This is a genomic window from Mycoplasma sp. 1012, assembly GCF_054343455.1.
In genome coordinates, this window is the sequence record NZ_JBTGVG010000009.1 from 1 (window position 1) to 16,104 (window position 16,104).

General features: G+C 25.9%; 10 protein-coding genes and 1 rRNA gene. All 11 read right to left on the reverse strand.

The features are described from left to right. Window positions 1-171: ribosomal RNA gene (locus ACXX89_RS01820) — 16S ribosomal RNA — on the reverse strand; the annotation flags it as partial. Window positions 172-455: 284 nt separating this feature from the next. Continuing rightward, the gene (locus tag ACXX89_RS01825) at window positions 456-869 is read right to left on the reverse strand and encodes a hypothetical protein (protein ID WP_458557454.1); all 414 of its coding nucleotides are present in this window, start codon (window positions 867-869) and stop codon (window positions 456-458) included. Continuing rightward, a complete protein-coding gene (locus tag ACXX89_RS01830; protein WP_458557455.1) occupies window positions 862-1,527 on the reverse strand; it encodes a hypothetical protein in 666 nt (221 codons plus the stop codon). The genes ACXX89_RS01825 and ACXX89_RS01830 overlap by 8 nt, the downstream gene beginning before the upstream one ends. A gap of 46 nt (window positions 1,528-1,573) precedes the next feature. Then, window positions 1,574-1,960 (reverse strand): hypothetical protein, encoded by a 387-nt coding sequence (locus ACXX89_RS01835; RefSeq protein WP_458557456.1) that lies wholly within the window; start codon window positions 1,958-1,960, stop codon window positions 1,574-1,576. Window positions 1,961-1,979: 19 nt separating this feature from the next. Beyond that, window positions 1,980-2,645 (reverse strand): hypothetical protein, encoded by a 666-nt coding sequence (locus tag ACXX89_RS01840; RefSeq protein ID WP_458557457.1) that lies wholly within the window; start codon window positions 2,643-2,645, stop codon window positions 1,980-1,982. Between the two features lie 49 nt (window positions 2,646-2,694). After that, entirely contained in the window at window positions 2,695-3,078 is a 384-nt protein-coding gene (locus ACXX89_RS01845; protein WP_458557458.1) for a hypothetical protein, read from the reverse strand. A gap of 19 nt (window positions 3,079-3,097) precedes the next feature. Continuing rightward, complete coding sequence (locus ACXX89_RS01850) at window positions 3,098-3,763, reverse strand: hypothetical protein (protein WP_458557459.1); 666 nt, start codon at window positions 3,761-3,763, stop codon at window positions 3,098-3,100. 169 nt (window positions 3,764-3,932) lie between these two features. Continuing rightward, the gene (locus ACXX89_RS01855) at window positions 3,933-4,208 is read right to left on the reverse strand and encodes a hypothetical protein (protein WP_458557460.1); all 276 of its coding nucleotides are present in this window, start codon (window positions 4,206-4,208) and stop codon (window positions 3,933-3,935) included. Window positions 4,209-4,414: 206 nt separating this feature from the next. Then, window positions 4,415-4,828: a hypothetical protein gene (locus ACXX89_RS01860; protein ID WP_458557461.1), complete on the reverse strand. Its 414-nt coding sequence runs from the start codon at window positions 4,826-4,828 to the stop codon at window positions 4,415-4,417. Further along, entirely contained in the window at window positions 4,821-5,483 is a 663-nt protein-coding gene (locus ACXX89_RS01865; RefSeq protein WP_458557462.1) for a hypothetical protein, read from the reverse strand. The genes ACXX89_RS01860 and ACXX89_RS01865 overlap by 8 nt, the downstream gene beginning before the upstream one ends. A 266-nt stretch (window positions 5,484-5,749) precedes the next feature. Continuing rightward, window positions 5,750-16,093 carry a hypothetical protein gene (locus ACXX89_RS01870; protein WP_458557463.1) on the reverse strand — a complete coding sequence of 3,448 codons (10,344 nt, stop codon included), beginning with the start codon at window positions 16,091-16,093 and terminating at the stop codon, window positions 5,750-5,752. Window positions 16,094-16,104 lie beyond the last annotated feature (11 nt).

The window sequence follows — 16,104 nt, forward strand, 5'->3', positions numbered from 1 at the left end:
TATTCGGTATTAGCTACTGTTTCCAGTAGTTATCCCAATCTTAAAGGTAGGTTAGGTACGTGTTACTCACCCATTCGCTACTAAGTCAGTGCAAGCACTGCTTCGTTCAACATGCATGTATTAGGCACACAGCCAGCGTTCATCCTGAGCCAGGATCAAACTCTTGAAATTGATTTGTGTGTTTATTATGGTTATTGCATCTAGTTTTGAAAGATCTAATTTTCATAATGATTTTGCGTGAAAATCATACAAGATTAATTATAACACTTTTTTGCAAAATTCCAAATATTTTATATGATTATTTTTTAGATAATTGAATTTGAATCACTAAAAATGTTGATTACAATTAAGTTGCTTTATTATTCTACAATATTTTCAAAATTTTTCAAGTAAATTTTTATTTTTATATTTTCTTACTAAATTTAACCTTAAATGAAAAAATACAATAATAAGAATTAGGTTATTCATTTATTTAATAATTTTAATTCTTGTTCATTGAGTAAAATTCTAGTAGGTTCATATTTTTTTAATTTGTTTTTTAGATCATTAAGTAAATCATCTGATATATTTGATCTAATTTCAGTTTTCATTCTATCATCATATTTAACTGTAGAAGTAATAAAAATTTTATCTAAATCTATAAGTGTTTCAACAACAAAAGGATTTCTATTTTTATCCACTTGCTCCTCGTGATAATTTTTTAGTATTTTCAAATTAATAATTTCTGCTTTTGATGTTTGACATTTCACAAATTCATAATTCATTCCTTCTTTTTTAATGCAAATATACATATGAGTTTTTCTTGCTAAATATGAAATTTTACTAGGAAAAGGAATTCTTAATTTAATAACATCCTTAACTTTAATCAACTAGCAACCCTCCATCTTCTTTATCTATTTCTATATATACTGGATTATATAATTCATCACTGTCTGCCAGTTCTTTAAGAATTTCTTTTTGTTTTTCTGTAAGGTTTTGAAAGTCTTGCTTTGAAAAAACAAAATATTTTTCTTTAATGTTAATTACTTCTGAGTTTTTAACTATTTCTAATGGATACATACGATCTATTTTTTTCATTCACTTTTCATCTTCTTGATTAAAATCACTTTCATTTAAAATTATATTTTTTTCTTTATTCAATATTCTATTTTCTTGAACTTTTCATAAATTGAGCTTATGAGTAATATTTGATAAAGTTTTTTCTGTTGATGTTTTCACGATAAAAGAACATTTTAATGCTCTATCATTATTTATTTTATTTTTATTATTTAAATATTCTTTTTCTGCTTCTTTGTTAAAAAGAAGTCTGCTTTTTTTATAATCTCCATAGACATTACTAAATACAGGACCTTTTTGATATCCCTTTAAGGAAGAAAAATCTGCTTTTTCTTGTGCTAATTTACTAAAAATTTCATAAAATAATAAAAATTTTTGTAATTTAAGTGAATTTTTATAAGAATTAATATCATTTTCTTTTAGTCATCCACATAACATTAATTTTCTTTTATTGCTAAAAATTTTGTCCATTTTTCTCCTTTACATAACTTAATTAGATTACATATATGTTTAAAAATTAATTTATTCATTTGTTTAATAATTTTAATTCTAGTTCATTAAGATTAATTATGTTTACTTGAGAATCTTTTAATTGATTTTTTAATTCAATAAATAAATCATCTGATATATTTGATCTAATTTCAGTTTTCATTCTATCATCATATTTAACTGTAGAAGTAATAAAAATTTTATCTAAATCTATAAGTGTTTCTTTTGAAAATGGATTTCTATTTATATTAGAAACTTCAATAGTATAATTTTGTATTAATTTTTTCTTAATAATTATTCACTTGAAAGTTTGACATTTTAAAAATTGATGTTTTTCTTCTTGTTTATCTAAACAAATATACATATGTGCTACCTTTGCTAAAAAACTGTGTTTTGTTGGAAAAGGTATTTTCATTTTTATTACATCCTTAATATTAATCAAATATAAGACCTCCATCTTCTTCATCTATTTCTACATATACTGGATTATATAATTCGTCGCTATTTGCTACTTCTTCAAGAATTTCTTTTTGTTTTTCCGTGAGATTATGAAAATCTTGCTTTGAAAAAACAAAGTATTTTTCTTTAATATGAATTATTTCTGAGTTTTTAATTTGTTCTATTGGAAAAATTCCACTAATTGTTTTAATTAATTTTTGATCTTCATAGTTAAAATCTTTTTCTTCTAAAATAATATTTTTCTCTTTTTTATTTATTAATTCTTCTTTTGCTTTTCATAAATTTAATTCATGTGTAAGTTCTGATAACTCTTGTTCTGTTGATGTTTTAACTATGAAAGAACATTTTAATGCTCTATCATTATCTACTTTATCTTTATTATTGTTATATGTTTCTTCTATAATTTTGTTGAAAATAAGTATATTTTTTTTATAATCGTTATAAACATTACTAAAAACAGGTCCTTTAGGGTAACCTTTTAAGTAAGTAAAATCTGCTTTTTCTTGTGCTATTTTAGAAAGTAGTTCATAAAATAGTAAGAATTTTTGCAATTTAAGTGGATTATTATAAGAATTAATATCATTTTCTTTTAACCAACCACTTAAAATTAATTTTCTTTGATTACTAAAAATTTTATCCATTTTTCTCCTTTATATAATTAATTAACATATATTTATTAAGATAATAAAATTAAGTTATTAATTTATTTAACAACTTTAATTCTTGTTCATTAAGATTGATTATGTTTATTTGAGAATCTTTTAATTGATTTTTTAAATCAATAAATAAATCATTTGATATATTTGATCTAATTTCCGTTTTCATTCTATCATCATATTTAACTTTAGAAGTAATAAAAATTTTATCTAAATCTATAAGAGTCGCTTTTGTAAAAGGATTTCTTTTTGTGTTTGGAACTTCTTTATGATAATTTGTTATCACATCAGTAAACATATCTAGTTTATAACTTTGACACTTTAAAAAATGATATTTTTCTTCTTGTTTATCTAAACAAATATACATATGTGCTACCTTTGCTAAAAAACTATGTTTTGTCGGAAAAGGTATTTTCATTTTTATTACATCCTTAATATTAATCAAATATAAGACCTCCATCTTCTTCATCTATTTCTACATATACTGGATTATATAATTCATCACTATCTGCTATTTCTTCAAGAATTTCTTTTTGTTTTTCTGTGAGATTATGAAAATCTTGCTTTGAAAAAACAAAGTATTTTTCTTTAATATGAATTACTTCTGAATTTTTAATTTGTTCTAATAAATACATTGAATCTATTGTTTTAATTAATTCTTGATCTTCATAGTTAAAATCTTTTTCATCTAAAGGAACATTTTTATTTTTTTTATTTATTAATTCTTCTTTTGCTTTTCAGAGGTTTAACTTATGAGTAACTTTTGATAAAGTGGATTCAGTTGCTGTTTTAACTATGAAAGAACATTTTAATGCTCTATCATCATTAACTTTATATTGGTTATTTTTATATGTTTCTTCTGCTGTTTTGTTAAAAGTGTTTCTTTCATTTTTATAATCACCATATACATTGCTAAAAACAGGTCCTTTTTCATAACCTTTAAGGTAAGTAAAATCGAATTCTTCGTTTGCTATTTTAGAAAATAATTCATAAAATAGTAAGAATTTTTGAAGTTTTAGTGGATTATTATAAGAATCAATATCGTTTACTTTTAATCATCCGCATAGCATTAATTTTCTTTTGTTACTGAAAATTTTGTTCATTTTTCTCCCTTCACTAATTTCATTATAGCACATTTTTAAAGCTCAATCCTAATAAATTTTCTAAAAAATTCTTTATTAATTTATTAATAAAATTTTAATTTGATTTTCTTCTCATTTTTATTACTTCCTTAATATTAATCAAATATAAATCCTCCATCTTCTTGTCTATTTAAACAAATATAGGATTATATAATTCATCACTATCTGCAAGTTCTTTAAGAATTTCTTTTTGTTTTTCTGTTAGATTTTTAAAATCTTGTTTTGAGAATACAAAATATTTATCTTTTATATTTAGTACTTCTGAATTTTTAATTTGTTCTATTGGAAAAATTCCACTAATTGCTTCAATTAATTTTATATCTTCAGTATTAAAATCTTTTTCATCTAGAGAAACTTTTTTTCTTTTTTTATCTATTAATTCTTCTTTTGATTTTGATAAATTCAATTCAAGAGTCGGTTTTGATAACTCTTTTCTGTTGCTGTTTTAACTATGAAAGAACATTTTAATGCTCAATCATTATTAATTACATTTTTATAACTTTTTAAATAATAAAAATTTTTGTAATTTAAATGAATTATTATAAGAAATAATATCATTTTTTTTGTAATCATTTGCATAAATAAACATTAAAATTTTGTTCATTATCATTCTTAAATAATTAAATTATTTAATAATTTTAATTGTTCTTCATCTAAATAAATTTTAATAAATTTTTGTTTTTTTAGTTTATTTTGTAATATTTTAAATAAACTATCGCTTATATTAGGTCGAATTTCAGTTTTTAATTTTTCATCATATTTAACATTATAAGTTATAAAAACTTTATCTAAATCTATTAATGTATTTAGAAGGAAAGGATTTCTATCTATATTAGGTTCTTCTTCGTAAAAATTGTTTACTATATTATTGTCAATTGTTTTTAATTTATAAGTTTGACATTTAATAAATTCACATTTTTTGTTCACTTTATTAATACATATATACATATGACTTTTTCTTGCAAGATATCCAAATTTATTTGGGAAAGGGATTCTCATTTTTATTACATCTTTAATTTTAATCAATTAATAAACCACCATCTTCTTCAATTTCTACATATACTGGATTATATAATTCATCACTATCTGCAAGTTCTTTTAAAATTTCTTTTTGTTTTTCTGTTAGATTTTTAAAATCTTCTTTACTAAAAACAAAATATTTATCTTTGATATTAATTATCTCTGTATTTTTAATTTTTTCTAGTTGATAAATTTCATCAACTATTTTTATTTTTCTTTCATCATCTATATTAAAATTTTCTATATTTAATGCTATATGTTTTTCTTTATTTATTATTTTATTTTCTTGAACTTTTCATAAATTGAGTTTATGAGTAAAGTCTGATAACTCTTGTTCAGTTGCTGTTTTCACTATGAAAGAACATTTTAATGCTCTATCATCATTAACTTCATATTGGTTGTTTTTATATGTTTCTTCTACTATTTTGTTAAAAGTACTTCTTTCATTTTTATAATCACCATAGACGTTGCTAAACACAGGTCCTTTTTCATAACCTTTAAGGTAAGAAAAATCTGCTTTTTCTTGTGCTATTTTAGAAAATAATTCATAAAATAATAAGAATTTTTGAAGTTTTAATGGATTATTATAAGAATTAATGTCATTTTCTTTTAATCAACCACATAGTATTAATTTTCTTTTGTTACTAAAAATTTTGTTCATTTTTTCCTTTCACCTAATTTCATTATAGCACAATTTTAAAACTCAATTACAATAAATTTTCTAAACAAATTCTTTATTAATTTATTAATAAAATTTTTTCTTCTTTTTATTTTGTTAATAATTTAAACCCTAGTATACAGAAAGATTACTTAATTTCTTCTTCTAGTAATTATTTGATAATTACTTTAAACTATTATCTTTAACTTCGTTTGACCCAAATAAAAAAATCTAACCTTTTAAAGATTAGATTTTGTTTTTAGAATGTGTTAGTTTGAAGTTAAAGGTGCCAATGCTGAAGAATCAGGATTGCTTATTGGATTAATTTCAAATTGGATTAATGTTTCTGGTTGATTATTCATCGCAATAAGAACTGGTCCAACTTTTCCATCAGATTTTTGTGATCAAACTCCTATTAATCTAAATTCTGTAGATTCTGGAGCTTTTTCATCTTCAGCAATTCCACTATAGTTTACATAAAATGTAACTGATTTATCATTTACATCAGTTGTTGCAAGTGATTGTGGATTTCCATTTTGATCACCTGCAAAGTATAAGTTTCCTTGTCTATCTTCAAATACTGCATAACCTTTTAAATTAGTTGTAATATTTTGACTTGCTTGCGGAGCAAAATAAGTCATTTTTAATGTTTTGTTTTCATTATTTCATACTGTTTTATTAAATGCTACAAATCTATTAACTTCATTAGCATTACTATGTAATCCAGGTTTATTGAATCAACCAGGATCGTTTGCATCTCCATTACTTCTTACTGCATAATTAGTATCTGAAGGTTTTGTGCCATCAGGATTTTGTGATAATGGCAAGAAGTAGTGAAGTGATTCAAATACATTTTCACTAGCAAGTGTTGATCCTTCAGAAATATCACTTGTTCAACCAGTAGTAGTATAATATCCTGCATCACTATATTTTTGACCTTTAATTGCTGGTACATATTTTAATAATGCAAAAGCAGCTTCTTTATCAATTTTTACATATTTTTGGAAAAATCTTCATTGTTCACTTGTGTCATTAATAGAACTTAATATTGAAACATATGCATAATCAAGATTGGTATCATCCCTTCATGTTGAAGTATAGTTTATATTAAATCTTGTACTTGTTCAAGTTGGATTTTGTCCTAATATAGCATTTGCATTTTGTTTTAACTTAAATCCAGAATTTGCTTTTGTTGAAGTTTCTGTAATAAATTGAGAATGATTTATAGTTGTACCTGCTGTTGTTCCATCTCCTGAATTACTTGCTCAACCTTGTTTTGAAGGTGCTCCAAATCCATCGGTTGATTTAAGGAAAACAACAGGATTATAAGGTGAATAACCTATAAGTTCTGATCAAGCATCACTTGATCTTTCTGAATAATTAGAAGTATCTTTTAAACTTCTTGTTGGATCGTAAATTTTAAATCCTATTCCATATGAATTTTCACCATACATAGTTGTATAAGCAATTGTTTCAATAAATAGTCTTGCTTTGGTTGTTCCTACTAATCTTCCACCTTTAGTGTTTTGACTAATATTTGGAATTTCTTTTGAATCGGATTTATCTAATTTTTCAGAATATTTAATTGTATTAAATTGGAATACAATTTCTGAACCAACAATATCTTCAATGTTGTTGGTTGTAATTTCTACTTGTAAAGTTGAAGTATTATCTAACCTTGATAAATGAATATTACTATTTTTAATATTCATATCTTTTTCTGAAGAATTTCTAGCTTTTCTAATTGCTTGTACACTTCAAGTATCTAATGTATCTCATTTAATAGCAGATTTAGGATCATCAAAAATTACATTAAATTTAGTTTTATAAGCTTTTGTACGATCTATATTAAGATTTGTATTTAATGTTGTATCTACTTCTGATTTTAATGCTTCAATTTTTGTAATTTGTGGTTGTTTTACTAATGTTTCAAAAATTGAATCATTTTGAGGTAAGTTGAATGTGATTCTTTCACTTGCAGGTGAAAGATCAATAATTTCTTTCACTTTATATTTAGTTCCATCTAGTAGTCCATCACTTGCTTTAGTTAAATCAAACTCAATATTTCCATCTTCTGCTAACCTTGCATTTAATGGTGAAGTTTTTTCAGTATCTGCCATTTCATTACCAGAGTTATCTAGTTGTACATATCTTAAAGAAATATTTTTATTTCTAGCAAACATTCTATCTGCTTGTGTAACAGTAAATTTAACTTTTGCATTTTCTGTTGTTGCATCGGTAGAGCTAGCACCAAAAGTTTGTGCTACAAACTCTAGTGTAGTATTTAATCCAAGTGTTCTAAATTCTTTAGAAGTTCTTAACTCTCCAGTGTTATCTGCAAAGATAGGATTATAAGGAATTTCAGTATTATTGTTAGTTGTATCAGCAACTGAAGTTATTTTGTATTCAGTATACTTAGTTAATCCACTTAAGTTAAATGTTGCACTACCATTAGTCACTGTTGCAGTTGCTTGATTTTGATTACTTGAAGCAACTTGACCATTTTTAAGAACTGCAGTTAAATGTAGTGAGCGACCATTTAATGAATTTTCACCATCTGCAAATGTTAATACCACTCTTGCTTCTGTTTCAGAAGTAGGAGTAATTTCAATTGCAGAAATTTCTGGTTTTGTATAGAACTTATTAGAGTTATTATTAATTAATTCTTGTTTAATACTTACTGAAGCAGATGAAGGAATTAGTGTTCCACCAATTACTTCATATTGTGATCCCGCTTGTAAATTAGTTAAAAGAACTGTTACTTGTTTATTTGCACCTACATCTACTAGAGCAGTATTATAAGAATCAGTAGTTCCTACTTTTCTAAATAATAGAGAAACTTGTTGTCCTGTTTTAACAAATTCATCTTCAAATGTTAAAGTAACATTAGCACTATTTACTGTTTGATTTGCAAAACTAATTGCACTAACAACTCCTGTTTGTGTAATAGTTTTAAATCTTCTTTCTGGAATTGTATCTTGATTTATGTTAGTGTTGAAAGTTAAACTTTCACCTGAAGTTGAATCTTTTTTAATAGCTGTTATTTTGTAATCTTGCCCTTTAACTAAGTTAGTTAAATTGAATGTCGCAACGCTATTATTATTATTATTATTAGAAACAGTAACTGTTGCTGTTGCACTTCCACTGTGATTTCCATCATTAAGTGCATTTACTAATTCATATTCTATTGCAACAGTTCCATTATTTGCAATATCTAAGTTTGTATTATCAAATGATACAGATACAGTAGCATTTCCTTCACTAGCAGATACATAACTAATACCTTTTACTTGTGCTTTAGTATTAATTAATCCACTAGTTCCTTGCATTCTTGCAAGTACACTGCTTACAGAAGATGTACTATTATCTGTTTTTTTAGTTAAAGTAATATCAGTAACTTGATAAGTTTGTCCACCTGTTAAACCACTTAAAGTAAAGGTTGCAGATTTATTGCTAATATCTACAGGAGTATTATGAGTAATTTTTCTTTCAAGTCCATTTGTTACTTGATAAGAAATATTAGCAGTTCAACCTTTATTTAAGAATTCATCTTGATTTCCAAATGTTAAAGTAAATGTACCAGTACCAACTTTTTTATCACTATTAGCAGTTACAGTTACTTCTGCTGTTCTAACGCTTGTTCTAAATTTCTTATTAGCATCTGTATTAGTTGCATTTGTAAATTCTAAATCTTTACCATTAATAGTTGCTTTAACTACTTGATACTCTTCATCTTTTTGTAAATCATTTAAATCAACTTGAATTGAAGTTTTATTATTGTAAGTAAAGCTTGCAGTATGCTCACTATTATCAGCAACTCTTTTATAAGTTAAAGTACCACTTGTTGAAGCACTTGGTTCAACAATATCATTAGCATTAACTACATCAATAGTTAATATTGCTTTTTTCTCAATATTTACATTTTTAGTAATTGAACCTAAAGCAGGTAATGTTTTAAAGTCTTTATTAGTTAAACTATCAGATAAAGTAAATTGTACATCATTTGCTTGTGGTTCTCCCACTCTTTCTTGTACAGAAATTACTTCATAAGTATCTCCAGCATCTAAACCACTTAAATTAAAGGTTACTTTTACAGTATCTCCATCTTTAGTTACAGCGGTAGCAGGTGCTGTTGTATTAGTACCATTTTGACTACTATTTTTTACTGCTCCTGTTGTTTTAGAAGAGAAAATTAAGTATAAGTTTTTAGGTGGTGTAGCAGGTTCTACTGTAGTACTTCCTGCTAAGAATGCATCTGCACTATCAAATGTTACAGCAACTGTTGCTGTATCTTTAGCAATTGAGTTTTCTTCTTGAGTAATAGAAGTAACTGTTGCAGTTTTTCCAACTGTTTTGAAAGTTTTGGAATTTTCTTCAAAACCACTTGCAAAAGGAGTTTCTGCATTATTAATTAATACTTTCTTAATAGTGTATGTATGTTCTTTTTGTAATCCTGTTAAAGTAACAACTGCTTCTGATTTACCATTTTCATTACTTGGCACTATTTCTGCATCACTTGAAGTTATTTCATTTGTATCATCTTTTAAAGTATAAACAACTTTAATTCTTGAACCTACATAGGTTTGAGAATTATCATTAATTTTTACTGTTACTTCAGCAGTGGTTTCATCAGGTGTTGTACTAATTGATGAAACATCTGTTGTTGTAGCAAATGTTCTATCATTTTTAGTTAAAGTATCTTTAAATAAAATTAATACACCTTCAGGGTTGTTAGTTGTATTTTTAACTCCTGAATTTAGTTGATCTCCTTGGAAAATTACAGATAAGATTTCATAAGAAGCTTGTACAAAACTATCTTGTCCTACTGTAAAACTAAAGGTTGCTTTTAATGTAGCAGTATCTACAGTTCCATTTTTCTCTTTAATTTCTGTTTGCCCTTTTTGTCTATATTTAATAGTTATATTGTGGTAAGTAGTTAAATAGTTTCTATCAGCATCAGAGAAATGAAGTACAAATGATGAACTAGTTGTGGTTGAAGTTTTTTCTTCAACTGCTTCAATAGTTGCTAATTTAGGTATAACTTTAAATTGTTTATGAGTATCTTCTACTGAAGATTCAAAATCTAAATTGGTTTCTTGTGGATTTGCACCTGAATCTACTAAAATAACTTGTTTTATTTTGTAAGGTCTGTATTTTTCAAGACCAGTTACTTTAATTGTTGCTCTGTTTGAAGAAACAGTTACAGGTTCAGAAGTTGATTCAGTATTTTCTTCACTTTCTTTAACATATTTAATTTTAACTTGTTTATTAGCAGAAGTTTCTTTTAAGTCTTTTAGTCTTACTTCAATGTTTCAACTTCCTTCTTCATCTGCTTTAAAGTTTCTAATATTTCTTACTGTTGGAGTAGTATTAAATTGTTTTTGCTCCGCAGTAATAGAAGAAGCAAAGTTTACATTTATTCCTTCAATTATTCCTGAAATAATTCTAACACTTGAACCATGTCCTAGATTTGTTAAATTAAATGTATATACAACATTTTCTCCTTCAAGTGCTGCACTTGATAAAGTACTTTCTTTACTTTCTGAATCTTCTGATGAACGATATTTAATTTTTAGTTGTTTACTTGAAGTACTTAAATATTCATCAACTGATTTAGCAAACTTAACTTTTACAGTTCCACTGTTATTTGTTATACCTTCATAACTTAATTCAGTAATTTGTGCTGTTTTTGGAGTAACTGTAAATTGTTTATTTTCTTCTGTTACTTCAGAAGTAAATGTTAATGCAGTTAAATCTCCTGTTAATTCAGTACCTGTTGCACTATATTCTATTTTTTCAATTTTATAAGTTTTTGATTTTACTAAATTAATTAAACTTGCATCTATTCTTGATAAATTAATAGTTGCATCAACTGTTAATTTAGTATCTTGTGCATCAGTTGCATAATAAGTAATTCTTACTTTTTTATTATCAAATGATCTATTATCACCTGAACCTGATAAAGGATCACGTATAATAGCACTTAATCCATAAGTTGTTTCTGTACTTGGTGCAATAATAAGTCTTGAAATTAATGGAGTTGTAACTACTTGTTTACTTGCATCAGTAATTGATTGTGCAAAGTTTGTTTTTGGCACATCAGTAATACTAATACCAGTTAAAACATAAATTGAACCTGAATCTAAACTACTAAAAGTAAATTCTCCTTTTGGAACATTATTATCATTAGTTAAAGTAACAGTTTGAGTAATTTCTGTATCAGAACCTTGTTTTCTTAATTTTAATGTTGCTTGTTTACCTATTGTAAAGGCATCTGCAGTACCTAATTTAATAGTTACAGTTGCACTATTTAATGTAGTAGTTGAAGTTACAGATGTTACTTCTGAAGTTTGAGAAGTTAAAGTGAATTGTTTACTATCTGCTGTAACTGTAGATAATTCTTCTAATTTGGTTAAATTAGTATCTGAATTTGCTTGATCACTAATTTGTAATTCTTTAATAGTATATGAACCTGATTTAGTTAATCCAGTTAATTCAAAAATTGCTCTACCATTAACAATACTTACTGATTGTGTTTCTAATTCAGTTGAAGATTCACTTGTTTTGTAGTATTTTAATTTTGCTTTAAAGTTTTCTTTAACTCTAGCATTATCTTCAATAGAAACAACAACTCTTGTTGATGTTTCACTTGTTTGGAAGAATTCATATCTTGAAACTGCTGATTTTGTTACAAAAGTTCTATGACTTATATCTGCTTGTGAACTTGCTGTTGAATCAAAATTAGATTTTAGATTTTCAATTGTAAATCCTACAACTTCATATCTAATTCCTTCTTTTAATCCAGTTAAATTAACTGTAACAGAACCATTATTGATTGTTTCTCCATCACCTGTTGTTTCAATAATATTTGCCGAATCTTGTCCTTTGTATTTTAATTTAAGTTTTTTACTATTAACAAAAGAATCTTTTGTAGTATCAAAAGTTAAGGTTACAGTAGCAGTGGTTCTTTCTATAGAACTTGTTGTAACTTGATTTACTGTTGCACTTGTGGCTGATACTGTAAATACTTTAGAAGTATCTAAAGCACTTTGTTGATCTGCTCCAAATTCAATTTGTTCAGCATAATCATTTGCTGACTCATTTGCTTTAGCATAAATTCCTGTTACTTCTAAAGTTTCAGTTTTTGGCAATCCATCTAAATTAAATACATATAATCCTGAATCAGAATTTGCTGTGGCAGTATATGTTTGTGCACTTTCATTATCTTTTTCTGATTGTTTTTTAACTTTAATTTGTAATTCTTTATTAACAATTTCTCTTTTAGCATCATTAAATCTAACAACAATTCTTGCTTTTGCTTCTTCAGAAGTATTTACTGAAATTGAGTTAATTGTTGCTTTTGTTGAAAATTGTTTACTACTTTCTTGTACATTATCTAAAATAACATCAACATTTTTATTATCTTTAGAACCATCAAATCCAATGATGTAGTAAACTGCTCCTTCTTTTAGACTTGAGAAAGTAAATTTATATTTTTTAGTATCTCCTGTTGTTTCTAAAGTACCTGTAGCAGTTTGAATTGCTTCATTAGAACCTCTTAATTTATACTTCATTGTTAAAGTATATTGGTTATCTGCAAAGAAAGAATCTTCACTTGCAAATGAAACAGTTACTGCTGCTGAATTTTTAGTTCTTGCAGTTGTATCTTCTTCTATTGTTTGTACTTTAGCAGTTTGGGCAGAAGTAGTGAATTTTTTATTTTCTTCTGTTAATTTAGATGATAAAGGAATATCAGTTTCATTTGAATCCTTAACTAATTTAACATGAGTAATTTTATATTCTTTAACTTTTTCTAAATTAGATAAATCAAAAACTGCTTTTCCATTAACAATATCAACTGCTTCTGTAGTTAATTCAGAAGAATCATTTGCTTCTGTTTTAGCATATGTTAATTTAACTTTTTTATTAGCATATTCTTGACTTGCATCAGCAATAGTTACAACAACTCTTGCTTTTGTTTCTACAGGAGTTCTGAATTCTAAATGACTAACTCCATTTGTTGTTCTAAAGATTTTATTATCTTCAGTTATAGTATTTGCATCAAAAACAATTCTAGTTAATGGTTTATCTGATGCATCTGCATCTGTTCTTTTAACTGTTAATGATTTAACAATATATTTAGAACCTATTTCTAAACTAGTTAAATCATAAGTTAATGTACCATCAGCATTAACTGTTGCATCCATAGTAGAATCAGCAGTTGAAACACTTGCATTAAGTTTTCTATAAGTCATTGTAACATTTCTTGTTGCTAAGAATCTTGATTTTTCATCAAAAGTAAATACTAATTTTGATGTAGATTCAGTTTGTGGTGTATTAACTATACTATTAATATTTGCTGATACAGCTGTTGTATAAAATAGTTTTTGCTCTTCTGTTATATTAGAAGAAATATGTAATAAATCATTTGCTTTAGTTGTATCTGAAGTAGTATATCCTTGTACTTCAACAGAAGTAATTTCGAATGTTTTATTTGGAGTTAAATTATCTAATTCAACAACTATATAGTTACTTTGAACAGTTCCTGTAACTGTTTTTTCTGCTGTTTCATCACCTGAAGGAGCAGGATTAGCATTTGCATCTACTTTTAATTTATATTTAATAGTTGCAGTTTTTCCTTCAAAATTATCATTATTTCCACTTTGATATGAGTTAGCTAATGTGAAAGTTAAACTTGCAGAAGTATCTGAGTTTGTGTAGTTAATATCTTTAACTACTGGTTTAGTAATAAATCTTCTTTTTGAACCATCTAAATTAATTGAAAAATCAATTTTTAAGTTATTTTCAACAGCACTCTTAGTTGAATCTTCATCTAAAGTTAATCCAGTAATAGAATAACTTGTTCCACCATTTAAATTAGTTAAATCAAACTCTACTTGTAATTTTTCACCTGTTTTAGAAATAACTTTACCTTCTACTGTAGTTTGATCAGCAGTAGGCGAAGGGAAAGTTACTTCATCATTTGAACCTAAAGCAGAAAATTTTAATTTTGCTTTTCTATTTAAAATAAAATCATTGTTTGGTTCAAATTCTAGTACAACTTTTGCTGTACTTTCTTTTATTTCTGTTACGTTAACATCGTGAATTAAAATAGTTGATACAGTTGGAATGAAGGTTTTGTTTGTTTCATCAAAATCATCAACAAAATCAAAAGCAGTTGTTGTAGCAGTTGCATCTGCCGATCCTTTTTCTTCAATTCCTACTTCTGTAATTTGGTATTCTAATAATCCTTGTAAGTCTTGTAAGGTAAATCTAATGAAGCTACCTACAACATTAGCTTTAACTGTTTTACTCTTAGTTGTGTCGTCTTTTTCTGATTTAAGAGCATATTTTAAATATGCACTTTGTCCGTTTTTAGTATATGAATCATCTTTTAGTGTTACTGTTACAAATGCTGTTTTTTCTACTTGAGTATCTACATTAATTTTTTGTACTACTGGTTGTGTTGATAATACTCATTTATCTGCTTCTTCACGTGGTAAAACTGCATTTACTGCATGTTCTAAATCATCGCTATTTATTGAAGATAATCTAATAATTTCATATGAAGAACCTGGTTCTAAATCATTTAAAGTTAAGTCTACTTTATAAAAGTCTGATTCACCTTTTTTAACTTTTGTTAATGCTAAATTAGAAAGAGTTACAGGAGTTGCATAACCTGTTTTATTTCCATGTTCATCTTTCATTATTTTTGCATAAGTTACGTTAATTTGTTTATTTTCTGCATCTGAATCATCAGCAGAAAAGTATAATTCACCTGTTGCTTGATTTTTAGTACTTGTTTTTTGTTCAATTGATGTAACGATTGTAGTAGGAATAGTTGTTTTAAATGAACGTTCAAGTGAAGAATGTGACTCTACTTCACGATCATCGATTTTAACACTTGTGATTTCATAAGTGTTATTTCTTTTTAGTTCACTTAATTTAGTTTCAAAAAGTACATCAGTTTTATTATTACCTGCTGAATCTTGACTTTCTTTTGCTACTACTTTTCCTGTAATTGTTTGAACTTGTGCACTTTGATCATCTTTATTTTTTACTTGAATTGTTACATCTTTACCAACAAGAATTTTTTCTTCATCAGAGAAGTATAATTCTAAGTTAGCACTTCTTTTATCAAGTGAATAATTAATTTTTTCAAGTTCAGGTTTTGTAATAATAAATCCAGAACTTGTAGACATTTCAAAAGTTAAATTATCATGTTTTAAATCAACAACTTGTAGATTATAAATTTTTCCAGGTTTTAATGAAGTGACATCAAGTGAAAATTGTTTTGTTTCTTCATTGTAAGTTGCAACATCTGTATCAGCGATTCTATTTGTTTTTGCTTCAATAACGTTAACGTTTAATTTAGGATTAACAGATAAAGCTTGTTTGTATCTTTCAGGCAATTTTTCTAAATCTAGTTTGAATTTAACTGTTGCACTATTTAAACCAATATTAGTTGCTTCAAATTCACTAATATTAACTGTTTCAGCTTTTTTAGTTTTATCATTAAATAAATGTGGAACAAAAGCTGCTGTTGTACCTATGGATGCTCCAAGTAAAGCACCAAGAGCTATTCCTTTTTTATTTTTTATTTTTTTACTCATAATTACTTCCT